The 24,671-nt window shown below is 69.9% G+C and carries 19 protein-coding genes and 2 pseudogenes; 7 read left to right on the top strand and 14 right to left on the bottom strand.

The window, feature by feature from the left end; translation table 11 throughout:
• Both ACSHT8_RS01725 and ACSHT8_RS01720 read right to left on the bottom strand, forming a co-directional pair.
• Positions 1-627 carry a response regulator gene (locus tag ACSHT8_RS01725; RefSeq protein WP_436496997.1) on the bottom strand — a complete coding sequence of 209 codons (627 nt, stop codon included), beginning with the start codon at positions 625-627 and terminating at the stop codon, positions 1-3.
• Positions 624-1,808, bottom strand: a complete 1,185-nt coding sequence (locus ACSHT8_RS01720) for a sensor histidine kinase (RefSeq protein ID WP_436496995.1) — start codon at positions 1,806-1,808, stop codon at positions 624-626. Before ACSHT8_RS01720 ends, ACSHT8_RS01725 begins: the two co-directional genes overlap by 4 nt.
• Positions 1,809-1,940: 132 nt before the next feature.
• On the opposite strand from ACSHT8_RS01720, the gene ACSHT8_RS01715 reads away from it, so the two are divergent.
• Complete coding sequence (locus tag ACSHT8_RS01715; protein ID WP_436496993.1) at positions 1,941-2,885, top strand: SMP-30/gluconolactonase/LRE family protein; 945 nt, start codon at positions 1,941-1,943, stop codon at positions 2,883-2,885.
• On the opposite strand, the gene ACSHT8_RS01710 is transcribed toward ACSHT8_RS01715, so the two are convergent.
• Together ACSHT8_RS01710 and ACSHT8_RS01705 are read right to left on the bottom strand one after the other, a co-directional pair.
• Positions 2,863-3,387, bottom strand: a complete 525-nt coding sequence (locus ACSHT8_RS01710; RefSeq protein ID WP_436496991.1) for a hypothetical protein — start codon at positions 3,385-3,387, stop codon at positions 2,863-2,865. The two genes, ACSHT8_RS01715 and ACSHT8_RS01710, sit on opposite strands and share 23 nt — an antisense overlap.
• Positions 3,387-6,005 (bottom strand): hypothetical protein, encoded by a 2,619-nt coding sequence (locus ACSHT8_RS01705; protein ID WP_436496989.1) that lies wholly within the window; start codon positions 6,003-6,005, stop codon positions 3,387-3,389. The genes ACSHT8_RS01710 and ACSHT8_RS01705 overlap by 1 nt, the downstream gene beginning before the upstream one ends.
• Positions 6,006-6,121: 116 nt before the next feature.
• On the opposite strand from ACSHT8_RS01705, the gene ACSHT8_RS01700 reads away from it, so the two are divergent.
• From ACSHT8_RS01700 to ACSHT8_RS01690, 3 genes are read left to right on the top strand one after another with little or no spacing between them, the layout of a single operon-like run.
• Positions 6,122-7,213: a calcium:proton antiporter gene (locus ACSHT8_RS01700; protein ID WP_436496987.1), complete on the top strand. Its 1,092-nt coding sequence runs from the start codon at positions 6,122-6,124 to the stop codon at positions 7,211-7,213.
• Between the two features lie 10 nt (positions 7,214-7,223).
• Complete coding sequence (locus tag ACSHT8_RS01695; protein WP_436496985.1) at positions 7,224-8,351, top strand: FAD-dependent monooxygenase; 1,128 nt, start codon at positions 7,224-7,226, stop codon at positions 8,349-8,351.
• A gap of 26 nt (positions 8,352-8,377) precedes the next feature.
• Positions 8,378-9,370: a DUF2330 domain-containing protein gene (locus ACSHT8_RS01690; protein ID WP_436496983.1), complete on the top strand. Its 993-nt coding sequence runs from the start codon at positions 8,378-8,380 to the stop codon at positions 9,368-9,370.
• On the opposite strand, the gene ACSHT8_RS01685 is transcribed toward ACSHT8_RS01690, so the two are convergent.
• From ACSHT8_RS01685 to ACSHT8_RS01670, 4 genes are all read right to left on the bottom strand, one after another.
• Positions 9,354-10,001: a maleylpyruvate isomerase family mycothiol-dependent enzyme gene (locus ACSHT8_RS01685; protein ID WP_436496981.1), complete on the bottom strand. Its 648-nt coding sequence runs from the start codon at positions 9,999-10,001 to the stop codon at positions 9,354-9,356. The two genes, ACSHT8_RS01690 and ACSHT8_RS01685, sit on opposite strands and share 17 nt — an antisense overlap.
• Positions 10,002-10,014: 13 nt before the next feature.
• Positions 10,015-10,746 (bottom strand): mycothiol-dependent nitroreductase Rv2466c family protein, encoded by a 732-nt coding sequence (locus ACSHT8_RS01680; RefSeq protein ID WP_436496979.1) that lies wholly within the window; start codon positions 10,744-10,746, stop codon positions 10,015-10,017.
• Positions 10,747-10,813: 67 nt separating this feature from the next.
• Positions 10,814-13,372 (bottom strand): LuxR C-terminal-related transcriptional regulator, encoded by a 2,559-nt coding sequence (locus tag ACSHT8_RS01675; protein ID WP_436496977.1) that lies wholly within the window; start codon positions 13,370-13,372, stop codon positions 10,814-10,816.
• 14 nt (positions 13,373-13,386) lie between these two features.
• Positions 13,387-14,292, bottom strand: a complete 906-nt coding sequence (locus tag ACSHT8_RS01670) for a LysR substrate-binding domain-containing protein (protein ID WP_436501968.1) — start codon at positions 14,290-14,292, stop codon at positions 13,387-13,389.
• 166 nt (positions 14,293-14,458) lie between these two features.
• Here ACSHT8_RS01670 and ACSHT8_RS01665 point away from each other — a divergent pair, with 166 nt between their 5' ends.
• A complete protein-coding gene (locus ACSHT8_RS01665; RefSeq protein ID WP_436496975.1) occupies positions 14,459-15,874 on the top strand; it encodes an alkaline phosphatase family protein in 1,416 nt (471 codons plus the stop codon).
• A gap of 61 nt (positions 15,875-15,935) precedes the next feature.
• Positions 15,936-16,385, top strand: coding sequence for an NUDIX domain-containing protein (locus ACSHT8_RS01660; protein ID WP_436496973.1), 450 nt, complete (start codon positions 15,936-15,938; stop codon positions 16,383-16,385).
• A 79-nt stretch (positions 16,386-16,464) separates the two neighbouring features.
• On the opposite strand, the pseudogene ACSHT8_RS01655 reads toward ACSHT8_RS01660, so the two are convergent.
• A pseudogene (locus tag ACSHT8_RS01655) lies at positions 16,465-16,903 on the bottom strand (IS30 family transposase); the annotation flags it as partial.
• A gap of 248 nt (positions 16,904-17,151) precedes the next feature.
• Between ACSHT8_RS01655 and ACSHT8_RS01650 the strand changes: the two are divergent.
• The gene (locus ACSHT8_RS01650; protein ID WP_436496971.1) at positions 17,152-18,354 is read left to right on the top strand and encodes an IS110 family transposase; all 1,203 of its coding nucleotides are present in this window, start codon (positions 17,152-17,154) and stop codon (positions 18,352-18,354) included.
• Positions 18,355-18,365: 11 nt separating this feature from the next.
• On the opposite strand, the pseudogene ACSHT8_RS01645 reads toward ACSHT8_RS01650, so the two are convergent.
• The 5 genes and pseudogenes from ACSHT8_RS01645 to ACSHT8_RS01625 form a co-directional block, all read right to left on the bottom strand.
• A pseudogene (locus ACSHT8_RS01645) lies at positions 18,366-19,139 on the bottom strand (IS30 family transposase); the annotation flags it as partial.
• A gap of 191 nt (positions 19,140-19,330) precedes the next feature.
• The gene (locus ACSHT8_RS01640; RefSeq protein ID WP_436496969.1) at positions 19,331-19,660 is read right to left on the bottom strand and encodes a BP74-related protein; all 330 of its coding nucleotides are present in this window, start codon (positions 19,658-19,660) and stop codon (positions 19,331-19,333) included.
• Positions 19,661-21,406: 1,746 nt separating this feature from the next.
• Positions 21,407-22,339, bottom strand: a complete 933-nt coding sequence (locus tag ACSHT8_RS01635; RefSeq protein ID WP_436496967.1) for a tetratricopeptide repeat protein — start codon at positions 22,337-22,339, stop codon at positions 21,407-21,409.
• A 329-nt stretch (positions 22,340-22,668) separates the two neighbouring features.
• Positions 22,669-23,454, bottom strand: coding sequence for a PIG-L deacetylase family protein (locus ACSHT8_RS01630; protein WP_436496965.1), 786 nt, complete (start codon positions 23,452-23,454; stop codon positions 22,669-22,671).
• A 19-nt stretch (positions 23,455-23,473) separates the two neighbouring features.
• Positions 23,474-24,559, bottom strand: a complete 1,086-nt coding sequence (locus ACSHT8_RS01625; RefSeq protein WP_436496963.1) for a methyltransferase domain-containing protein — start codon at positions 24,557-24,559, stop codon at positions 23,474-23,476.
• Positions 24,560-24,671 lie beyond the last annotated feature (112 nt).

The following is a 24,671-nucleotide window of genomic DNA, read 5'->3' as shown; positions in this document are numbered from 1 at the left end:
TCACTTCGCCCGGATGATCCGCCGGTCGATCGCCGCGGCGACCGCGCCCGCGCGGGTGTCGACGCCGAGTTTGGTGTAGATGTGCGAGAGGTGGGACTTCACGGTCGCCTCGGACACGAACAGTTCGCGAGCCATCTCCTTGTTGCCCAAACCGCGCGAGAGCAGTTCGAGGACCTCGACCTCGCGCTCGGTGATCGTCGGCCCCGGCTGGGCGGCGCGGCGGACCAGCGTGGCCGCGACGGTCGGGGCGAGCACGGTCTCGCCGCGCGCGGTGGCGCGGATGCCCGCGAACAGCTCCGCGGGTGGGGCGTCCTTGAGCAGGTAGCCGCGGGCGCCCGCGTCCAGCGCGCGCAGGATGTCGGACTCGGTGTCGTAGGTGGTCAGGACCAGCACCTCGGGCGGCTCGGGCAGGGCGCGCAGGCGGGCGGTGATCTCGGCGCCGCCCTGGGCCTGGCCGAGGCTGAGGTCCATCAGCACGACATCCGGCTGGGTCGAGCGCACCGCGGCCAGCGCCGCGTCGAGGCTGTCGGCCTCGCCGACGACGGTCAGGTCGTCCTGCCCGTCGATGAGCGCGCGCAGGCCCGCCCGCACGACGGGATGGTCGTCGACGAGCACGATCCTGGTCACCGGGCCACCTCCAGGGGGAACCGCACCGACACGGTGGTGCCCTCGCCGACCGCGCTCTCCACGTCCGCGCGCCCGCCGAGCTGCTCGGCGCGGTCCCGGATGCCGCGCAGTCCGCGACCACGCAGCGGTCCCGAGGGCGGCCCAGGCTGGAAGCCGCGCCCGTCGTCGCGGACGTCGAGGAGGACCTCGTCGTCGTGGTAGGTCAGGGTGACCGCCACGCGGGTCGCGTCGGCGTGTTCGGCGACGTTGGCGAGCGCGCCGCGGGCGGTGCGCACGAGGGCGGCGGCGATCTCGGGCCGCAGCGCCACGGGCGCGCCGTGGACGCGCACCTCGGCGTCGAGCCCGGGGGCGGCCCGGCGCAGCGCGTCGAGCAGGGCCGCGCCCGAGGTGTCGCCTGCCAACTCGGCAGGGGCCAGGTCGCGGACGACACCGCGGACCTCGTCGAGTCCGTCGCGCGCGGTCGCTGCCGCGGTGTTGACGTGCTCGCGCGCGGTGGCCGGGTTGCTGTCCCACGCCTGCTCGGCGGCCTGGAGCAGCAGGTTGATGCTGGACAGGCCCTGGCCGACGGAGTCGTGGATCTCCCGGGAGAGCCGGGTGCGTTCGGCGAGGGCGCCCGAGCGGTGCTGTTCCTCGGCGAGGTCGGCCTGGGCGTCGGTGAGGTCGTCGAGCAGCCGCTGCCGTGCCTGGGACTCGCGTTCCAGGGTCCGATATGCGATGACGGTGACCAGGGCGATCCCGACCGGCCCGGCCACCAGGGTCGGGTCCGGCGCGTCGGCGATGCGCCACCACGACCCGGTCACGACCAGCGTCATCAGCACCACCGTGGCGGTCGCCCAGGCGAAGGGCAGCACGCGCAGCACGGCGAACGCGACCGGGACCGCGCACCACGCGAACGACGGCGCGGCCACCGTCAGCGCCGTCCAGATCACGACCATCCCCGCCACCCACGCCGTCGGCCACCAGGTGCGGCCGGGCAGCAGCGTGCGGGTGGCGTAGGCGAGCGCGAGCACGGCCGCGCCCAGCAGGACGAGCACGCCGGTGGCGCCGAGGCCGTGCCGGTCGACGTAGCGGACCGCGCAGGTGGCGACCAACGCGACCAGCACGACCTGCAGCCAGCGGTCCAGCGCGGCCGCGGGGGCGAGGATCCCGCGTACCCCGTGGCGATCGGTGTGGGCAGCCATGATCCCGCCAGCGTAAGGACGTCGGCGGCGCTCGGCATCATCCGATCGGCTATCCGGGAGTGGCCGCATGCCCGACGCCGGGCGCCCGCGCGGCGAGCAGGCTGGAGGCACACCCAAGCCGAGGAGAACCCGATGAAACGCCCAGTCGTGATCGCCACCGCCCTGCTCGCCACGTTCGGCGCCGGCGTCGTCCCGGCCGACGCCGAGGCCCGCCCCGACACCTACCACCTGACCGGCGACGCGGGCGGCTCCAAGTTCGAGGGCATCGGCGCCGACGAGCGGCGCGGCCTGTTCTACGTGAGCGAGGTGACCGGCGGCGAGATCCACCGCGGCACCGCCCAGTCCGCGCAGACCGCCGAGTGGCTGGCAGGCGATGGCACCGACGGCCGGTTCACCGCCCGCGGCATCACCGTCGACGCGGCGGGCCGGGTGTTCGTCGCGGGCGGCCCCAACGGCATCGGCACCGGCAGGCCGGACCTGTGGGTCTACTCCGCCGACGGCACCCTGCTGGCCGCCCTGCGCGCGCCCGGCACCGACGTGTTCCTCAACGACGTCGCGATCGGCCCGGACGGCGCCGCGTACTTCACCAACTCCAACGACCCGAAGATCTACCGCGTGGCCGCCGACGGCTCGGGCTGGACCGCGACGCTGTGGGCCGACGCGACCGGGGTGGTCGAGCGGCAGCCGGGCTTCAACCTCGGCGGCATCGTGCTCAGCGCCGACCGCACGGCCTTCGTGGTGGCCCAAGGCAACGTGGGCAAGCTGTGGCGGTTCGACACGGGCACGGCGGCGGTCCGCGAGATCACGACCGGCGCCGACCTCGTCAACGCCGACGGCCTTGTGCGGCAGGGCAACAAGCTGACGGTCGTGCGGAACTTCTCCCGGATGCTGGCGACGCTGCACCTGTCCGCCGACGGCGGCACCGCGACCCTGGTGCGCCAGCAGGCGACCGATCCGACCCGGGTGCTGACCACCGCGAAGACCCTGCACGGCCGGATGCTGTTCGTCGACAGCAAGTTCGACGAGCCCACCGCGACCCCGCCGTACGAGGTCGTCACCGACCCGGTTGTGCGCTGAACACGACGAGTCCGGCGGCGAGCGCGGCGGCCTGGTACGGCGGCAGGCGCTCGCCCTCGGCGACGATCTCGCAGGTCGAGTCGGGGAAGGCCGAAAGGTCCGGCAGATAGCGCCGCCACCGCGACACGTCCGAGCCCGCGGCCAACTCGACCACCCACACCAGGGCGGTCGCACCCGACGCCGATATCCGCAGTGCCTTGCGGATCGTTCGCACGTCCTCGATGCCGAACACCCCGGCCACGGCGGCCTGGTCGGCGGGCTCGGGCTCGGCCGCGGCGAAGTCGTACCGGGGAAGGTCGGTGCCGACGACGAGGCCGTCCGTGTCCTCCAGCTCGCCGGGAAGCACCGGGACCCTGTCCAGCGCCAGCGCGGTGACCAGTTCGGACTCCAGCAGGTCGAGTTCCCCGGCGGCGAGCAGGCCGCGCAGGTGGTTGAGCGCGCTGTCCCGGACGCGGCCCGCGAACCCGCGCAGCAGCGCGACGGCGGCGGTCTCGTCGATCATCAGCACCCGCTCGATGTACTCGGCGGGTTCACGGTCCCCGCGTCCTCCAAAGGATCCTCCTCTACCTGCCCTCCCTGCTGAGTACCCCCTTGCGAAGGCTGGTGCCCGACCACCGGCTTGCCACTCTGGTCGACACCGACCTGCTTCCACTGCCCGACCCCGCCCACAGTGGACGGTCGCTGGTAGCGCTGCACATCGGTCTGCCGGACACCCGGCGGCATCGGCGGCGCGCCCTTCGGGTTCACGTACACCGCGGTCGGGTCGGTGGGGACGCCGACCGGATTCCGGTCGGTGGGATACGACGTGGCCACCAGGCCGTCGGCGAACAGCACCGCCTCCAGTTCGACCGTGGCGCCCTTGATCGTCGCCTTGCCCAGATAGGTCCACACCCACTCGGTGACACCCATCAGGTTCTTACTCGGCCGCGGTGTCGGGCTCGGGTTGCCGAGGCCGTCGACGGTGTTGCCCGTGCGAATCACCTGCCGCTCGGCCTCCTGGATGTCCTCGGCCGTCCACGCGGTCGGGTACTCCGATTTCCCGGGGACACCCGCACCGCCGAGGTGGCCGCCGCCCGCCTGGGCCTTCTTCGGGTCGCCGGGGTCGAACGCGTCGCCCACGGTCTTGTGCCGCTCGTAGACCTTGGCCCGCTTGATGGACTTCTCGGTCGGCGCGGACGACGACGGCGGCTTGCCGGTTTCGTAGCGGCGGACGAGGAGCGCGAGTTCCTCGGTGGTCAGCACGTACTGGTTGGGGTAGTCGGCGGTCGCGGGCATCTTCTCGGTGAGGCCGTTGACGATCACCATGTCGGTGACCTTCAGCTTGCCGTTGCCGTCGTCGAACAGGTCTCGCACCGGTTTGCCGTCGACCTCGCCGCCGAGCAGCTTCTTGAACACGCCGAGGTGCGCGTTGCCGTACTTGCCGATGGCCGAGTTCACCGCGAACCGCAGCGTGCGGCGGTAGGCCGGGTCGAGCTTCGCGCCGTCGAACTGCGCTATCGCACGCCGAAGGTCGTCGTAGACGCGCTGCTCGATGTCGCCGTCCGGGTGGTGGGCCTGGCTCTTCTTCTCCGCCTTGGTCCGGTTGTCGGGCATCGCGGCGGCGACGGAGTACGCCCGGTGGCGCTGCTCATCGATGATCACCTTGCCGCGCACGGTGAGCGTGCCCGGCTGCCGGTCGGGCTCACTCGCCAGGGCGATCAGCAGGGTGAGCCCCTGCACGCCCGCGGCGCGCGCGTTCTCGGTGTCACCGTTGACGGCCTGCTCGGCCAACTGCACGGCAGGGTGCTCGTTGAGCTGCTGCGGGCGCTGCACCGCCGGGTTGCCGGACAGCGCCACCAGTAGGCTGACAATCTTGCTGCTCAGCGCCTCGCCGAGCAGTTCGCGGACGGTGTCCACCAGCGGGTCGCGCACGAAACCGGGCGCGGTGACCCCGTTGGTGAGGTCGTCCATCAGCCGGGTGATCTCGGGACCGGCGATCCCCGGCTCGGCGGGCACCGGGCGGTTCGGGTCGACCCCCTTGTCGTTCAACCGGCTGCCCGCACCCAGGTCCGGCCCGGCCATCGACGTGACCTGCACGAACGCGCTCATCGGCACGGTCCGCGAGCACCGCTGCGAACAGCCCGCCGCCGGATTGTTCGCGGTGAACGGATAGGGCACCGACCCGCCGGGCGGGACCGTGACCGGCGCCGTGCCACCGCCACCGCTCTGCACGGTGACCGTCACGACGCCGACCGCGGGCTCGTCACCCGCGTTGCTGACGGTCGCGGTGATCGAACACACCGGGACGTCGGTGCACGGCCCGGTCTGCGCGATCGACACGCTCACCCGCGGGCCGCGCGTCCGCGACGGCGCGGGCGGCGGCTCCGGCGCGGCCTCGGCCTGCGGCTTGGCCTCGGCGGCCTTCTTCTTCGTCTCCTCGATCTTCTTCTTGGTCGCCTCGTCGCAGTCCTTCGTCGAGGAGACGAGGAACTGGGCGCGGCCGAACGTCGGCCCCGCCCCGCGCAGCTTCTGCCGACCCTGCGCGATCGGACCCTCGATGCCCAGCAGCCGCGCGCCGTCCGTGGCGACGTGGACGGTCCATTTCAGGTCGTCGGTGGTGAGCGCGAGCGCGGGCGTGCCGTCGGGCATGGTGACCGGCGTGGCGCCCCACACCTGGTCGGCGGAGCTGTCGCGGACGAGTGTGGCCAGCGAGTCGCCGGAGAGACCGTGCAGCATGCCGGTCGGGAAGCCCATGTCGTCGCGGGCCTGGACCCACTTGTCCGTCAGGCGGTCGGCGTAGGCGGGGACGGTGTTGAGCCACCACGCCCGGTTCGCCTTGACCGCCACTTCCTTGGCGACCAGGAACTCCGCGACCCCACCACCGGGGTCCGTCACGGTCGCGGTTGTCTCCGCGCCCGCCACGATGTCGACGCGCAGCGGGGCGCCGTCCTCGGTGAAGAGGGTGCCGGACAACGTGACCTCGTCGAGCCCCGCGAGGTCGTCGAGCACGGTCGCGCTGAGCTCCGCCGCGTCGACCGCCCGCGCCGAGCCCGCGATCCGCTCGGGACCGGTGAACACCACCAGCGCCGCGGCCAGCGACAGCACAAGCAGGGCGAAGCCCCCGAATCCCACCCGCGACATGCCACTCCCCCGATCTTGACCGCACCGGCGAGTGAACCCGCTTCCGTGTCCTGGCAACGCCGTGCGGCAGGAAGCGGCCACGCTGCGTGGGAAACGCGGGCGTGTCAGGGTGGGCCATGGCCTCGCGATCACCCCTGCTGTCCTGGACCGGTGTCACGCCCCTGCTGGCCGTGGTGGTGCTGGCGGTCGCGTGGGGGCGCGACCTCGGGGTCGTGCTGGTCGTCCTGGTCGTCGTGGCGCTGGCGGGGACGGTGCAGGCCGCCGTGCACCACGCGGAGGTCGTGGCGCTGCGGGTGGGCGAGCCGTTCGGGTCGCTGGTGCTGGCGGTCGCGGTGACGGTGATCGAGGTCGCGCTGATCGTGGCCGTCATGGCCTCCGGCGGACCGGAGGCGGCGTCCCTGGCCAGGGACACCGTGTTCGCCGCGGTCATGATCACCACGAACGGCATCGTCGGCATCTCGCTGCTGCTCGGCGCGCTGCGCTACGGCACGACGCTGTTCAACTCCGAGGGCAACGGCGCGGCCCTGGCGACGGTGACGACGCTGGCCGTGCTGTGCCTGGTCCTGCCGACGTTCACCCAGAGCCACGCGGGCCCGGAGTTCTCCCCGGCCCAACTCGCCTTCGCCGCGATCGCCTCGCTCGCCCTGTACGGCCTGTTCGTGTTCACCCAGACCGTGCGGCACCGCGACTTCTTCCTGCCGATCACCCCCGACGGCGTGGTCGAGTCCGAGGACCACGCCAGCCCGCCGAGCGGTCGGGAGACCTGGACCAGCCTCGCGCTGCTGCTGGTGTCGCTGGTCGCGGTCGTCGGGCTGGCCAAGGTCCTGTCCCCGACCATCGAGGCGAGCGTCGCGGCGGCCGGGTTCCCGCCGTCGTTCGTCGGGGTGGTGATCGCCCTGCTCGTCCTGCTCCCGGAGTCCTTCGCCGCCGTCCGCGCCGCGCTGCGGGAACGCATCCAGACCAGCCTCAACCTGGGCTACGGCTCGGCGATGGCGAGCATCGGCCTGACCATCCCGGCGATCGCGCTCGCCTCGATCTGGCTCGACGGGCCGCTGCTTCTCGGGCTCGGCGCCACCCAACTGGTGCTGCTCGCGCTGACCGTGGTGGTCAGCGTGCTGACCGTCGTCCCTGGCCGGGCCACCCGCCTGCAGGGCGGCGTGCACCTGGTCCTGCTCGCGGCCTTCATCTTCCTCGCGATCAACCCCTAAGTTGGATCACATGGACGTGCTGATCATCGGCGGTGGGATTGCGGGCGCGGTCGCGGCCATGGCACTGCGGAAGGCCGGGCTCAATCCGGCCCTGTACGAGGCCTACCCGACCGGCGCCGACGACATCGGGGCCTTCCTCACCATCATGAACAACGGCCTCGACGCCCTGCGCGCCGTCGACGCGCACCAGGCCGTCGTCGACAACTCCTTCGCCGCCGACCAGGTCGAATTCCTCGACGCGCGAGGCGATCGGCTCGGACTTCAGCCGCTCACCGGCGACATCAACGGGCCGCGCACGCTGACCCGCGCCACCCTCTACCGGGTGCTCCACGACGAAGCCGCCCGCCGCGGGATTCCCGTCTTCCACGGCAAACGCCTCGTCTCGGCCACGCGCGACGGCAAGATCGTCGCGACCTTCGCCGACAGGACCACGGCGACAGGCGACGTGCTGGTCGGCGCCGACGGCATCCACTCGGTCACCCGATCGATCATCGACCCCGCCGCGCCCGCGCCGCGGTACGCGGGGCTCAACATCGCCTACGGCTACGCCCGCGACGCCGCCCTGCCCGTGGCGGCGAACTCGTACCGGATGATCTTCGGCGGCCAGGCTTTCTTCGGCTACACCACCGCGCCCGACGGCCAGACCTGGTGGTTCGCGCGGCTCCCCGGCCCAGAGCTCACCGAGCCGGTCCCCCAGCCGGAGATCAAGCGCCGCCTCACCGACGCCTTCGCCGCGGACCGCTCGCCCGCGACCGACATCGTGGCCGCCACGACCGACGACATCCACCTCAGCAACGCCTACGACGTGCCCACCACCCCGGCCTGGCACCGCGACGGCATGGTCCTCGTCGGCGACGCCGCCCACGCCGCATCGCCCGCCGCGGGCCAGGGCGCCTCCATGGCCATCGAGGACGCCGTCGTGCTCGCCCAGTGCCTGCGCGACCTGCCCACCCACGACACCGCCTTCGCCGCCTACGAAGACGTCCGCCGCCCCCGCGTCGAACGTCTCGTCGCCACCAGCGCCGAGGACGGCGCCCGCGCCGCGCGTGGCGCCGCCCAGGACGTCACCGACCGCCAGGACACCCGCGCCTGGCTCTACCGCCACCACATCGACTGGGACACCCGACCGGGAACCTGAGCGCCACCTGGGACGTCGCAGCACGCATGTGGAGGAATGCGCTCGCGGTCCTGCTGTTCCTGGCCCTGTACCTGGCCGGTCCTGGGACGGCGCACGCGTGCGCCTGCGGGGCGGTGGTCCCGTCGGACCCGCAGGCGAAGGTGGCCGGGGAGATCGGGCTTGTGCGGTGGGACGGCACCCGGGAGGTGCTCGACCTGGCGATGTTCGTCCGCGGCAAGACCAAGGACGCCGCGTGGATCATGCCCGCGCCGCCTGACACCGAGGTCACCCTCGGCGACGACGGCCTCTTCGACCGCCTCGCCCAGCTGACCAAGCCCCGGGTGGTGAAGCGCTACCAGTACTGGCCGGACTTCGAGGACGGCAAGGGCTCCGGCGGTGCCGCGGCCGGACCGGGCGGGGCCGTCACCGTCGAGGGCACCAGCACGATCGGCCCGTTCGAGGTGACCAGGCTCAGCGGCACCGACGCGGCCGCGGTGGCGGGCTGGCTGACCGAACACGGCTATCCGGCGCGCCCGGAGCTCACCCCGACCCTGCGGACCTACCTCGACCAGGGCTGGCAGCTGCTCGCGGTCAAGCTCAGCCCGACCGGTGACGCGCTGACCGGCCAGCTCACGCCGCTGCGCCTCAGCTTCCCCGCGACCAAGCCCGTCTACCCGATCAGCCTGTCGCGCCACGCCGCGTCGACGCACACCGTGATCACCTACGTCGCCGCGCCGCACCGGGTCGAGTTGGACGCCGAGACCAGCTCCAGCGTCACCTTCGCCGGGTGGGTCGACGGCCGGGACGTCCGCGGGCCGGAGGGCGAGCGCCTCTTCCTGACGAAGATCAGCCAGCAGGTCCGGCCCGCGGCCATCACCGGCGACTTCACCTACTCGACGGCACCCACCGACAACGAGTACCAGGAAGTCGTCTACGTGACGGTCGACCGCAGCTGGGTCGGCCCCGCCGCGGTCGCGCTGATCCTTGTGGCGCTGTGGTGGATCGCCGCGCGGCTGCGGCGCGCTAAGCGCGCGGCATGAGGTTGTCCGCCGCGCCGGTCAGGTGGACCATGCCCGCCGCCCGGCCGGTGAGGGCGAGCAGGATCGCCACGATGGGACCGCTGATCTCCGGTCCCGAGCCCGCCGACCAGTCGGTGTCGGTGGCGGTGAAGCGGTAGTCCTCGTACGGCACGGTCTTGAACACACGCGCCTTCCGCCGTCCTTGCCGGGTGTCGTGATACGACCAGACGCGCGTGGCCGCCGCCGCGGCGGCCGCGGGGTCGACCTCCAGCGTCCCGGACAGCGGGACGGCCATGTCCTGGCCGTGCACCACGATGTCCACCAGCGTCTCGAACTGGGTCACGCCGATGTTGTGGCGGCGCGACCCGACCATCGCCCGGATCGCGGCGATGATGTCCTCAGTGGACATCCGCGCCTGGTGGCGCGCGCCCTCCCGGATCATGTGGTTGATGCTGCCGGGATGGCGCAGGAGGCCGCGGAGCGCCTCGCCCAGGCCGAGTTGCTGCTGGGTGAGGTGAGCCGCGACATCGCGGACGGTCCAGCCGTCGCAGAGCGAGTCGTGGGCGAAATCCTCGGGGCCGAGGCTCGCGAGGAAGTCGGCGGTGCGGAGCCGCTGGGTGTCGATCGCGGCCCAGACTTCGTCGTCGTTCATGGTCGTGTCCTTCTCAGCTGAGGTCGGGCGGCACGCTGCGGGTCCGCTTGAGTTCGAAGAAGGCGGGGCTGTGCGCGAGCTGCCGGAGGCTGTCGAACAGCCGCACGGCGTCGAGGCCGCGCGGGATGGCGTTGAGCACGGGGCCGAAGAACGCGGCTCCGTCGAGGTGCACCACGGGCGTACCGACGTCGGCGCCGACCGGGGCGGTGCCCTCGGTGTGGCTGCGGCGGAGGGCGGCGTCGAACTCGGGCGAGTCGGCGGCGTCGGCGAGGTCGACCGGCAGACCGGCGGCTTCGAGCGCGTGCCGCGACGCCGACCGGTACTCATCGGGTTCCGGGTACCGCCAGTGGTCGAAGATCGCGGTGCCGAACGCGGTGTGCCAGGCGCGGAGCGCGTCCGAGCCGTGCCTGACCCACACCGCTGTGGCGACCTTGGACGGCCAGACAGTCGACTCGACGGTTTTGCGGTACCCCTCGTCGAGCACCCTGCCCTCGTTCAGCAGCCGCAGGCTCATCACGTGGAACACCAGCTCGACGGCGCGCTGCCGCTCCACCTCCGCCAGCCACCGCGACACCACCCAGGTGTAAGGGCACACCGGGTCGACATACAGGTCCACCCGCGGGACCAGCCCAGGCTGGGCCTGCCGCCGGGCCCGCTCGGTGCGGGCGGAGACGCCCGGCTCGACGGCCAGCCCGGACGCCCGCAGATAGGCCGTGGTCACCGTGTCCCAAAGGTCGTCGGACATCACTCACCTCCTGCGACCAGCGTGGGCCATCACGCGGCGACCAGCCATCGTGCGAACTACTCATCCACTACTCATCCGAGCGCTTCGCCACCCACGCCGCGATCTGCGCTCGGTTGGTGAACCCGAGTTTGGTGAGGATGTGCTGGACGTGGTTCTGCGCGGTGCGCTCGGCGATGACGAGCGCCTCGGCGATGCCCCGGTTGCTGAGCCCCTGGGCCACGAGCGCGGCGATCTGCCGTTCCCGCGCCGTCAGCGGGTCCTCGGTGACGGTCCCGAACGCCAGCCGCGCCGACCACGGCGCCATGCCCAGCGCGTTCGCCATCGGCCGGGTGCGCTCGGCGAGCGCCGCCGCGCCTGCGAGGTCGCCGAGCGCGGCCAGCGCGGCGCCGAGCTCGCAGTCGGCCTCGACGCGGAACCCGGGAGCCCCCACGCGCCCGCACACCTCGCTCGCCGTGGTGAAGTCGGCGCGCGCGACCGCCCAGTCGCCCAGGGCGGCGGCGCACTTGCCGAGTGTCAGCTCCACGGGACCGAGGAAGTTGCCCGGCCCGGCGCCCGCGACCACGAACCGCCCGCGATGACGCGACAGCCGCTCCCGCAGGAACCTGACGTCGTCGGCGACCTTGAGCGCGGCGGCCACCTGCGCGCCGACCGCGTACCCCATCAGCTCGGCCGGGGGCGCGAGGAACCAGCCCGCCGGGGAGCCGCACCGCGAGTACACCGAGGCGGCCTCGTCCAGCCGCCCGGCGTCGGCCAGGACGAACGCCCGGCCGAGTCGGGCGAACAGCTCCCACCGGACGTCGCCGCCGAAGTCCCAGACCGCGGGCGACAGCAGTTCGTCGCCGTGGCCGCGGTGGTGGCCCATGATCAGGCGGAAGCCCACCGACGCGCCGTGGGCCGCGGGGTGGTTGAGCCGCTCGAAGTGGCCGACCGCGTCGTCGACCAGCCGGTCGGCCTCGGCGAACTCGGCCCTGGCCACGGCCAGCGCGGCCCGGGCGAGCAGCAGGTGCCAGCGGGCGTAGGGGCCGCCGACTTGGTCGGTGGCCCGGCGCAGCCGGGGCAGCTCGGACTCGATCCCGGCGAGGTCACCGGCGTACCAGCGGCTGTCGATCGACCACAGACGGCCCCACATCTCCGTCTCCGGGCGGCGCTGCGCGGTGCCGATGGCGATCATGGACTCGGCGAGCCCGGCCAGCTCGGCGGCGTGGTCCGGGCCGCTGCGCGCGAGCTGCCGCGCGGAGAGCGCGGCGATCGTCGCCTCGGTGTCCCCGGCCGCCAGCCGCATCGCCTCGGCGCTGGCCGTCTCCGCCTCGGCGTTGTCGCCCCGGTACACCGCCGTCTGCGCGAGCCGCGCGAGCAGCCGCGCGCGGGTCGCGTCGTCCTGAGTGGACAGACCGAGCGCCTCGGCGCACCAGCGGTGGATGTCACTGTCCCAAGTGGAGTCACCGCACGGTTCCAGCGTCAGTGCCACCCGCGCCACCAGCGCGTCGGCGCCGGTCCGGCGGGCGATGTCGAGCGCCTCGGCGCAGGCACGGCGGGCCTCGGCGAGCCCGCCCGCGCGGAACGCCGCGTCGGCCAGCGCGAGCAGCAGGTCCGCCCGGTCGGCACCGCCGTGGTCGAGCGCGAGCCGGTAGAGCCGCTGCGCCTCGCGGTAGGCGTGCAGGCGGAGGGCTTCGTCCCCGGCCCGCCGCGCCCAGGCCGCGGCCTCGGCGGACGCGCCCGCCGACGCGGCCGCGGACCAGTGGTGGGTCAGTTCGCCGAGGTGGTCGGCGATGCCGCCCGCCGCGAGTTCCTCGATGGCCTCGGCGGCCCGCCGGTGCAGCGTCACCCGTTCCGACGGCGGCAATCCGGCCACGATGGCGGCCCGGACCACGCCGCTGTCGAACTCGACGCTGCCGTCCGGCTGGGACACCACGAACCCGGCCTTCGCGGCTTCGTCCATCGCCGCCAAGAGCGCCGGTCCGTCGATGTCCAGGACGCGGGCGATAAGCGGCGGCCGGACGGTGTGGCCGAGGATCGCCGCGGCGGCCAGCAGCCTGCGCACGGGCGGCGCCAGCCCGTCGAGGCGCAGCGCCACCAGCTCGTCGAGCGTCTGGGGCGGCTCACCTGAGCCCGAGTACCGGCTCAATTCCCGTTGGAGCAGCGGATTGCCGTCCGGCGAAGCGAGGTGCACGCGCTCCACGTAGGGGAGGTCGGGCCGCCAGCGCTCGTCGTGGGTGGCGAACACCAGCACCCGGCTGTCGCGCAGCAGGGGAAGCACGGCACGCAGCACGTCCAGGGACGGCTCGTCGGCCAGGTCCAGGTCGTCGACCAGCAGCGCCACCCCGCGCTCCCCCGCGTCCCGCCGCACCCGGTCGGCGATCCGCTCGACGAGCGCAGCCGGGTCCGCCGCCGACCCGATCGCGTCGAGCGGGTGCGGATCGCCCAGGAGTTGGCGCCACAGCCAGTACGGCGGCGGACCCGGGGTCCCGAACGACCGCGCGGCGCGGACCAGCACACCGCGGCGGGCGACCTCGTCGGCGAAGCGGCGGAGCAGCGTCGTCTTGCCCGAACCGGGCTCGCCCGAGCAGCACACCACCCGCGGCGCGGCGTCCATGGCCGCGTGCAGCAGCCTCAGCACGTCCGTCACGGCACCTCCCCCGATCAGGACGAGCCCAGCAGGGGCCAGTGTCCGAGGCCGCGCAGGACGGTGAGGAACGCCTGCTCCGACGGTGCCAGCGGCCGGTCCTTGCGGTACCCGGCGACGATGACGCGGGCGGCGGGCACGGGTTCGACGTCGAGGACCGCCAGCGTGCCGTCGGCGATCTCGCGGGCGACGGTGTGGTCGGAGAGCAGCGAGACGCCCAAGCCCTCCTGCACGGCCTGCTTCGCCGTCTCCGTGCCCCACATCTCGATGGTCGACACGTCCCGCAGGTCCCAGGCGACGAGGGCGGCGTCCTGCATCCGGCGGGTGGAGGAACCCTTCTCCCGCTGGATGAAGTGCTCGCGCGCCAAGGCCGCCGGACTGACCGGGGTACCCACGAGCCGGTGGCTCGGGGCGGTCACCACCACCGGCTGGTCGGTGAGGATCGGCTCGTACCGGATCGACGCCGACGGCGGCTCACCGGCGAACACCGCGAGCGCGATCTGGCCTTCCAGCAGCCGTTCGGCGACCTGCTCGGCGTTGCCGACGAAGAGTCCGCAGTCGATATCCGGGTGGTCCTGGTGGAAGCGGGCGAGCAGCCGCGGCAGCAGGTAGGTGCCGACGGTGCTGGTGCCGCCGATGTAGAGCTTGCCCCGGCCGAGTCCCTGGACCTGCCGGACCGCGCCGATCGCCTCGTCGGCCAGGAGGAACAGCCTGCGCGCGTACTCAGCGAGGACCTCGCCCTCGGCGGTGGGCGTCGCGGCGCCGCCCGTGCGGTCGACCAGGGGGGCGCCGAGCGAGGTCTCCAGCTGCCGGACCTGATTGGACACCGAAGGCTGGCTCATATAGAGCTTCGCCGCCGCCGCGGAGAAGCCGCCGCATTCGATGACCTGCAGGAAGATCCACAGGCGGTGAAAGTTGAGCATCTCCACAAAGCGGCTCCCGTATCGTCGGTCACCCCATATCTCAGTACCTCGCCCGGGCCGAGCGCCACCCAGGGGCGGATGAATAGCGGCTATAGCCGGATCGCGGGTTCACCCAGGTCGAGTGTCTGGCCACCATCACGGCAGCACTCCGCCCAGAAGGGACGCGATGTCTCACCTGCCAGCCGCCATCCGACCGCGGAAGACCGTTGTCTTCGGCATCGATGGCCTGGTGTTCAGCAAGGTCGCCCCGCTGGACACGCCGACACTCGACGCGCTGCTGGCGGCGGGCCGGTTCAGCGAGACGTGGCTGCCCGCCGCCCCCATGGCGCCGACGTTCTCCGGTCCCGGCTGGGCCACCATCGCCACCGGAGTCTGGCCGGACAAGCACAAAGTCCTCAGCAACGAGTGGGGCGACACCACCGACCTCGCCACCTACCCGGACTTCCTGACCAGGATCAACCGCGCCGACCCCACGAAGACCACCTTCGCCATCGCCGACTGGGAGCCGCTGACCACCGACGACGTCGGCCCGCCGATCTTCGGCGACGAGATCGACACCAAGATCGGCGTGTCCGGCTCGCCGCCGGTCGAGCAGGGCGACGCGGAGATCGCCGCCAAGGCCGCCGAACACATGGCAGAGGTCGGACCGGACGCGTCGTTCGTGTACTTCCACGCCGTCGACGTCGCCGGGCACGACTGCGGCACCGAGCAGGCGGGCTACCGGACCGCGATCGAGCAGACCGACGCGAACCTCGGCAAGGTGATCGCCGCGATCAAGTCGCGGGCCGACTACGCCGCCGAGGACTGGACGTTCATCGTCACCACCGACCACGGCCATGTGCCCGCGGGCGGCCACGGCGGTTCCAGCCCCGAGGAGCGCCGCTCGTTCATCCTGGAGGTCGGCCCCGGGGTCCCGCACACCACCACGGCGACCGCGCGGAACGTCGACATCGCGCGGACGGTGCTGGACATCCACGGCGTATCGGCGCACGGCCTGGACGGACGCAGGCACGGCGCACCGTCCACCGACATCTTCGACGCCCTGCTCGGCAGCCTGAAGCCGAGCTCAGGCGTGCTCGATTGGACCAAGATCCCGCCTGCCGGGTGGTCCATCGACGACTCGCGCATGGGCACCGGCGGCGTCACCGAGTGGCGCGGCTGGACCTTCACCACCGACGACCTCTGGACCGGCGTCCAGTGCGACCAGTGGCGGGAGAACAACGTCCGCGCCCGCGGCGTGTTCGCCGTGGCCGACGCCGACGGGTGGTCAGCCCGGCCGACGGACGGGCCGTTCGACAGCACGCTCGTGTCCGGCCAGTACGACGTAGCCGGGAAGCCTTATGTGCTGGTCGACTTCACGTCGCACTACCGCAAGGCGGGACCGGAGAACGCGACCGTGACCGTGTCGTTCGACGGCGGCCCGCAGACCGAGGTGCTGCGCTACACCGGCGACGTGATCGCCAAGGAGGAGCAGATCAACGCGCCGGTGCCCGCCGGGGCCAGCAGGATGGTCGTGCGCTGGCGGCTGTCAGACGGCGGGTCTTACTGGGCGATCGACGACCCTCGGGTCTGGCGGCCTTAATCGCCGCATGGCCCTCCGCCGGAGACCCGGCGGAGGGCTTTCGCTGTGGAAGGGAGTTCGGGTGGAAGACCCTTGGCGTCCGGGGAAAGTGGCCGTGCGGGTGGTGTGTGTGGACGGTCGCGGCCGGATCCTGCTGCTGAAGTGGCGGGGACCCGCCGCGGACTACTGGGAGCCACCCGGCGGCGGGGTGGACCCCGGCGAGACCCTCGAAGTGGCCGCCCGCCGCGAGTTCCACGAGGAGACCGGCCTCCCCGGCACCGCGGTGGTGGGCGACGGCGTCGAGGTGTCCAGGGACTTCGCGTGGTTCGGCGAGCCGCGGCCCAGGGTGGAGCGGTTCTTCCTGGCCCGCGTCGACACCGCCACACCCACGGCGCCGGTGAGCCTGTCGGACTGGGAGGTCGGCAAGTACGTCGACCACCTGTGGATCCACCCCGACGACCTGGGCGAAGCCGACGCGCACGTCGAACCACCCGACCTCGCCCGCGTCGTGCGCGAGCTCCAAGACAGCTGAATACCGAAAGGCCCCGGCGAGGAGCGGCAAATTCCAGGGGTCGTCGCAACACGGGTGATCAACTGGCTTTGGTCAGGAGTCAGGAGTGTAGCGAGGCGCTCGGCTGGGTTTCCCAGCCGAGCGTTTTGCGTGGGCGGCCGTTGAGTTGGGCGGCGACGGCGGCGAGGTCGTCGGCGGTGGGTGGACAGGTCGGTGCCTTTGGGAAAGTACTGGCGTAGCAGGCCGTTGGTGTTTTCGTTGGAGCCGCGCTGCCAGGGGCTGGCCGGGTCGCAGAAGTAGACCGGCATGTCGGTCGCGAGGCTGAACTCGTGGTGGCGGCCCATTTCCGAGCCCTGGTCCCAGGTCAGCGATCGTGTCAGGTGCTCGGGCAGGCCCGCCATGGTGGCAATGAGGCCGTCGCGGACGGTGTCGGCGTCGTGGCGGGCGGGCAGGTGCACCAGCATCACGAAGCGGGTCTGGCGCTCGACCAGGGTGCCGATGGCCGAGGTGCCCCCACCGCCGATGATGAGGTCACCTTCCTTACGGTTCAGGATGTGGTCGAGGCCCGAGGGTCTTGATCGCTCCTCGGGGCAGCGGGTATGGCTTCAGGTCGCCCAGTCGTGTCGATGATGTCAATGACGGCTTACTGGGAATGGCCGCCTGCTGCCCTGTTGGTGGCCGGACCGCTCATTGAGATTCGCGTGCAAGGGATCGTTGGGTAAGGACGTGCTGGCGTGGCCGCCAACCGAGGAGAACACCCCTTGTGGCGGCGACGTGAGGATGGTTGATGACGGCGGTCTGGGCAGGTATTGATTCGGGCAAGCGGGCGCACCATTGCGTCGTGATCGACTCGACAGGGCGGCTGGTGTTATCGCGGCGGGTGGTTAACGACGAGTCCGAGTTGCTCGAGCTGATCGAGGCGGTGCTGGCCGTGGCCGGCGGGGATCGGGCGGTGTGGGCGACGGACCTGAACGCCGGTGGTGCCGCGTTGCTCATCGCGCTGCTCGCCGAGCGTGGCCAGCAACTGCTCTATATCCCTGGTCGGATCGTGCATCACGCTGCGGCGACCTACCGCGGTGAGGGCAAGACCGATGCGAAAGACGCCCGGATCATCGCCGACCAGGCCCGGATGCGCACCGATCTGCAGCCCGTGCGCGGAGCTGATCAGGTCAGCACTGACCTGCGGCTGCTCACCGCTCGGCGCACCGATGTGGTCTATGACCGGGTCCGGACGATCAACCGGCTGCGAGCGACCCTGCTCGAGTTCTTCCCCGCCTTGGAAGCCGCGTTCGACTATTCCAAGAAGGCGCCGCTGATCCTGCTCTCCGGCTACCAAACCCCGGAGGGGATCCGCCGGATCGGCGCAACCAGGTTGGCGGCCTGGCTGAAGAAACGCGGCTGCCGGGGCAGCACATCAGTCGCTGCCAAAGCGCTGACTGCCGCCAACGCCCAGCACACCGCGCTACGGACCGAGGCGATGGGCGCTCAGCTCGTCGCCCAACTCGCGCAGCAGATCGCCGTCATCGACGCTGCGATCGCCGCGCTCGACGAGCAGATCCGCGAGCGATTCGAACAGCACCCCGACGCGCCGATCCTGCTCAGCATGCCCGGCTTCGGAGCCGTCCTGGCCGCGGCCTTCATCGCGAACACCGGCGGTGACCGACGAGCGTTCGAGACCGTCGATCGGCTTGCCAGCGTCGCCGGCCTCGCACCGGCGCCACGCGATTCCGGCCGGGTCAGCGGCAACCATCGCCGACCGCGACGGTTCAATCGGCGCCTCATGCGGACCTGCTACCTCGCCGCGCTCTCCAGCCTGAAGAACAGTCCCGCGTCGCGCGCGTTCTATGACCGCAAACGCGCCGAAGGCAAGAACCACAGGCAGGCACTCATCGCCCTCGTCCGGCGACGGATCAACACACTCTGGGCGATGCTTCGCGACCGCACCACCTACCAGGAACCACCCCGACCAGCACTGGCTCCAGCCGCTTGACAAGAGCATTGGCCGGGCACCGCCCGGTCATCGACCTCGGCGGGCCGATCCGAGATCATCACCATCGGCGCGGCGAACCGTGGGCGCCGCTGATCGGACTGTCTGCGGGGCTTGCGGACGGCCCGGCCGGTGCGCAGCGCCGCGGCCAGTTCCCGACGCAACTCGCCCCGGCCCTGGACATAGAGCGCCTGATAGATCGTCTCGTGGGCCACGTGCATCTCCGGCCGGTCGGGAAACCGCGCGGGCAGGCTGTGCGCGATCTGTTCCGGGCTCCACCTCTCGCCCAAGCGGTCTCGGACATACTCCCGCAGCTCGACATGCGCATCAACCTTGCGTTGTTTGGGACGTGGGCGACGGCCCTCGGCACGGGCCTGCGCCGCATAAGGCCGGTAGTCACCGCTGGTCGCATGGCTGTTGCGGCCCAGTTCCCGGCTGATCGTCGACGGCGGGCGACCCAGTTCACGGCCGATGGCTCGCGGTCCGAGCCCGGCCCGCCGTAGATCCGCGATCACCAACCGCTCGTCCTGCGACAAGAACCGGGGCGAGATCCGTGTCGACGCCGCAGGAGCCAGACGCGCAGGTGGGGCGGAAGACACACCCATCTTCCGCCCCACCTGACTTGCACGACCATGCCGCCATCGATGCCCGGTCCTGCGGTTGACTCCCACAACCCGGCACGCCTCAGCAGTGCCCACACCCTGCGCCACAAGATCAAGGTAAACCTGGCGCTCAGCAGACAACTTCTTCCGACCCTGAGGCAACCGGCCATCGCGAATCTTGAACACCGCAACCCCTGAACAGATCAGGTGCTGCAACGACCCCTAGAACTCAAGAAGCGGGACCAACCGTCACCTCAAGGTGCCCGCCGGGCAGACGAACGAACGTGCACCTGCACCGACGATGTAAGGCTGCTCATCGAGTCTTTGGACTAGTTATGGGCTGGTGGCACAGGGGCCACCGGCCACGCTGACCGCCCTCAAGCAAGCGGAGCCAAACCGATCAGCCGGCCGCTCCAAGGGCAGTACGACCGGACATTCCGGTATGCCTCAGTATCTACAAAGGACGGCATGACGTCGCAGACCTTCAGCGCATACTGCGCGAACGTGAAGTTGTTGGGGTCAATCGACCAGGTGTAGCCGATGTTGACGTCGGTCTTTCCTCGTACGAGGGCGCCAACCGGGATCCGCTGCGGTAGCCGACCAGCGAGGATGTCGATGGCCATGCGAACGTCTTCGATTTCGGTCAGTCGAACCTGGAACTTCTCGTTCCGGGCTGGATCGCTGTGTGGTACCACGAAAGTGGCCACGTAGCTCTGGACGGATCGAGCGTCGTGATCAGGCGCGGCAGTGGCGGCTGAGGCAGCCGGGCTGAGTACGAGCGCTGCCACAAACGCGGTAGCGGCCAATGCTGAGGTACGCAAACTTCCTCCATTGAGTTGTGGACTACGACCCCTGGTACGGCTGCGCGAGGTTCATCGGTTCTGCATCGCGGTTGTCACTACACGGCCTACTAATTAGAGAGGCTTCGTGCACAGCGCCGGTTGGCCCAGACCGCACGCCAGGTCATCCATCCATCCCACGCCCAATCTTCACCTTGGCCGCTATCACCACGACGACTTGCTCGGCCGCGGATCGACACCGAGAGCGGCGCCTTGGGTTTCGTTCAACGTGGTCGCCGCAGGCGGCTGGCGGCGATCGGCCACCGCTGCGGCATCGCGCACATGTCGCTGGTGCATGTCCTGCGGCCTTCATCCCCCATCGGTGTGCGCACCACGCTCCTCCCCACCCGCACATCGGCGAGCCGTCGGGGTGCGCGAGTCCGTCACCACTGATGACCACGGAACCTAGGTCCGGCCTTCTCCGTATTCCAACTACCAATCGCGTCAGCGGGGCGGCGGCTATGACAACAAGATCAATCCTTCAAGTGGACAAACGACTCTGCGCGGTGGCGAATCGGCTCCACAGCGGATACCTCGCCGGTCTCTTGGCAGGCGACCAAGCCTCAACAGTGGAGTTCGTCGACGAGGTCAGAAACCATTCGCCGTTGGCGATCACATCCGATCGCTCTGTCTTGTCCTATCAACACGCTGGTCGCTGGCACGTCGCGGCTCGCAGAACGCTCCTGACAGCGGACTTGATCGAGCGCTACCAGCCGCCGATTGTGCCTGCGCTGGAAGACACTCTCACTGCTAGTCCGGCAGGCTCGGAGGATCACCCCGCCCCATATTGCTTCGCTTGCGGAGTCGCGAGTGACGGGGGGATGGGCGTCAGGTTCAAAGCTATGCCCGATGGGCTCACTGTCGCTGGCGTCTGGTGGCCCGGCACGGAGAGGCTACAGTCGAGCACGGACACCCTGACAGCGCTCAGTTGGGCTGTCCTCGGATGCGCGTGCCATTGGGCAGCCCGGCACGGGGGCAGGCGGGGTGCCCACTTGACAACCACGAGCATGTCTGGGCTCAGACGTGGTTCGTGTGCGCCTGACGGCGCCCATGTGGTGGTGTCCTGGCCGCTCACATGGGACGCCCGTTCAAGCGAGTCAGTCGCGCTACTGTTCGATCCCACTGGCGGCGTGTGCGCGGCGGTACATCAACGGACTATCCGATCGTCGTGGTCAACACGACCGACGGTCGGTGCTGCGGCGTGAGCGAGATCGGCGGACGTGTCTGACAGCCACAGGAACGCGTACCTAGGCTCTCCAGTCTGGTAGCTGCCAGCCTATTCGCAGACCGGATCGGGATCTCCGGGTGATCGCCGACGACTCGACAGCATCTGGCCAATCCGGCAATCGCCACACCGACGGCAGGCATCCGTTTCGACCGTCGCGAACAGCCAATGCCGCGTCGCTGACGCATCGGCTATTGGCGGATCAGGTTCCGCGTGAGCTTGCTCAGAATACCCCGTACCGGTCCGTACTTAGACCGTGTTCTACGTGGTGATCTTTCGCAGTACGGCCAGCCCAAGAGGGCTGTCAAGACGGCCTGGAAACGTTTTGCAGACTCCGCACTGACTCAGCGAATGGCCAATTGCCATTGTGTAAGTAACACACGACCACATCAGTCGGACAACAGCCGCCGTGCTCGAACGAGGACAATGTGGTCGTCGGAGACGACACCTTCAAGCCCTGATACGACATCCCGCAGCTCGTCGGCCGCCTCAGCGGGTCTCCCTGATTCCGCTAGAAGCTTGCCGAGATTGTATCGCGTCACGAGCGTTTCCGGATGTCGCGCCCCATTGTTAACGCTCTTGATTTCGATGGATTCGCGGTACAGCATCTCCGCGTCTTCGTATTCACCTTGATCCGCCGCCAGCGACGCCAACCCGCTCAGGCAGACAGCGACATCCAGATGGAGGCGCCCGTAAGCGCTCTCGAACAAGTCCAGCGCCATGGCGAGTTCGGCGGCCGCCTCGTCAACCAACCCCGCGCGGTGCAGCAGACCGGCGAGGTTCGACCGGTCCGACGCCACGAGAACGCTGGCTGGGCCGTGCAACCCAATGCGAACTCGTATGCCCTCACGAGCGAGTTCCACACCGTCGAGTGGCCGCCCCTGCAAGCTCCTCAGCGCAGCGAGGTTGTGCAGAACGGATGCCCACTCGTCGGTCTGACCATTGCGCCGAAACACCGCAGAGGCCACGGTGTAGTATCTGTGTGCGTCATCGAGCCAGCCTGCCGTTTTGCAGACTACGCCGAGCTCGTTGGCGATCAGTGCGACGGTTATGTCGTCCGCTGAGGCTGCGGCCCGTACTCGCGCCGAGGCCATTAGGGCGGTTAGACGGTCCTTTGCTGCCTTGTACTCTCCTTTTCCGAACTGAACACGCGCGGCGAGCACCTCGATCTCGCACGCGCAGTCGGCACCATGGCCGTCTCGCACACACGACTCACGAGCGCAACCAATGACGCGTGTCGCTGTGTCCCAGTCCGCTCCCTCCAGCAGTTGCTCGACCATTCTCAGGTGCCGTCCGTGCCGGTCGTCGACCGCATCGACCATGCGGCCGCAGCACGGGCATTGGTCCGTTCGACGGACGCTGTCACCTTGATCCACCATGCTCCATCTCTTGCAGGCGAAATACCCTGAATAAACGGTAGGTCCAAATCCCGACCAGCCGCGGTTGAACAATTTGCACTCTCGTACATCTCGCCGCGAGGAGATAGTGATCGTTTGCCCAGAATGAAACCATTGGCGGACCATGCGCCATTCCGGCGAACTGATCAAACCTCGATCCATTACTGCACTATTTGCACGGCCACCAGTTGCGGCATGACCCTATCCACGCCAGTCCGAATTCGAATTCTCGCCATCGACCGCGACCCTGGCCTTCACACCGCTTGCCCCGGACTCCAAGCCTGCTCAGCCCTAAAGCCGCTGGAAGCCTCGGCATCGATGAACGACTCGATAGAACACCAGTCCCGCACGGTTTCCGCGCCAAGGAGCGCGAGCAGACCTTCGGTCTGAGAGACCTGCGCCTGCAGCGCCTTCAGCTTTCGATCCGCAGATTCACCTTCAAGCCGCACTTGCACGCTCAACTTGTTCGACGGAATACGCGCGGGCAACCCCTCGACAAGAAAGACATCGACACGGTCGTAGACGTGCTGCCATTCGTCGAGGAACTCAGCACTAGTTGTCGCATAGAGCAGCCGAGTACGGGCGGCCCCTCTCGCGCGTGCCTCGGTAGCCCACTCCGACACCTTCTGATGGTCGCTGTGACCCGTGAAGCCGTCTGGCCCGAAGGTGATGATCGTATCCGGCCGTACGTCCGTCATGATCTTGATTAGCCGGTCGACAACAGCATCGTGCGGCCAGTTTGCACAGGCGCCATCGGGAATGCCGAGTTGGTGGTGCTCAGTCACTCCCAAGATCGCGAGGGAAGTCTGCTGCTCCAGAGCCCTCACCTCGGCGAGTAGCGGAGGGGGCCAGGTAATCGGATCAGGCGTTCCGAGTTCCCCGCGCGTGGCCGTTACGCATACCACTCGTTGACCAGCGTCCCGGGCGGCCGCCATCAAACCACCTGACAGAAACACCTCGTCATCGGGATGCGCCCATATACCGAGGACAGTGCCGAGTTCGGAGACCTCCACTGACGGCGTGGACAAAGGTGCGGGCATCGGAGTGTCTGAGCCTTCCTCAGATGGTAATGTCGTAAAGGATGTTGAATGGGTTTTCCATCTCGACCCTGCGCACTGCGCCGAAGCCCGCTTCCGCGCACATCTGACGGGCCGTGTGCTCATTGAATCCGCAGGTGCCCAGCCCTGCCCCGCCTTGAGCCAGCGACGTGGTGAGGCAAAATAGAACACTGACGCCATAGAAGTAGGCACCGAGGGGGCCCGCGTTGTCCTGCAGCCTGTGGCTCGCGTTCACGTCCAAGCACACGTAGTGCCCGTCGCGCCGCAACGCGCCGCGGATCGTCTTCAAGATCGCGAGCGGGTCGGCGGCGTCGTGGATCACGTCGAAGGTGGTGATGATGTCGTAGTCACCCGGAATGCCGGTTGCGACGTCGCGACACTCGAATCTGACCCGGTCGGCGACTCCCGCAGCTTCCGCGCTGGCTTGTGCGGCGGCGATCGACTCCGGATGGATGTCGTAACCGACGTAGCGACCAGCGGGGTACGTCCGCGCGAGCTGGATCAGTGCCCGACCTCGACCGCAGCCCACATCAGCAACGTCTGCGCCCCGCTGAAGCGCCGTGTGCACATCCGCCATTGCAGGCAACCACACCTCGGGCAGGAGGTGATCGAACCAAGCACTGGTGAACCGCTCAAAGCCCTGCCACCAGTCGTCATTGTAGGCGCTGAGTGGAACGCCGCCCCCGTGCCGGAACACCTCTACAACCTGGTCGAGAGTGCTGGTCAGACCGTAGAGCGCGTGATGGAAACCCCCGAAGAAGGCGGGACCCTCAGTAGCCAGCACCGGCACGTGCGCGGCAGGCAGAGCGAACATCTCGGTGCTGGTGTCGTAGGTCAAGTAGCCGTGTGAGGCCATCGACGACAACCATTCCCTCACGTATCGCTCACTTGTGCCCGTCCGTTCGGCCAGCTGCCCACTTGTCACGGGGCGGGAGTCGGCGAGCGCTTGCCAAAGCCCCAGGCGATCACCGATCATCGCCATGGTCGTAACCATCCATGCGCTGGTGTCGCCCATGACACGACCCACGAAAGCCTCGACGTCTGACTGAGCCGGCTCCGTGGCGGCCGGCATCTCTGCGGAACTCATTGTCGCCTTGCCTCCTATCCGTTGTAGGTGTGACGATGGCGGAGCTGCCTTGCAGCTCGACTGCGGCTCAGTTGCAGCTGGGACCGGAAGCACGACTAGTCGGTAAGGTGAG

It is taken from the genome of Actinokineospora sp. HUAS TT18 (assembly GCF_051364635.1).
GTDB lineage: Bacteria > Actinomycetota > Actinomycetes > Mycobacteriales > Pseudonocardiaceae > Actinokineospora.
This window is presented reverse-complemented; position numbering and strand designations above follow the sequence as displayed.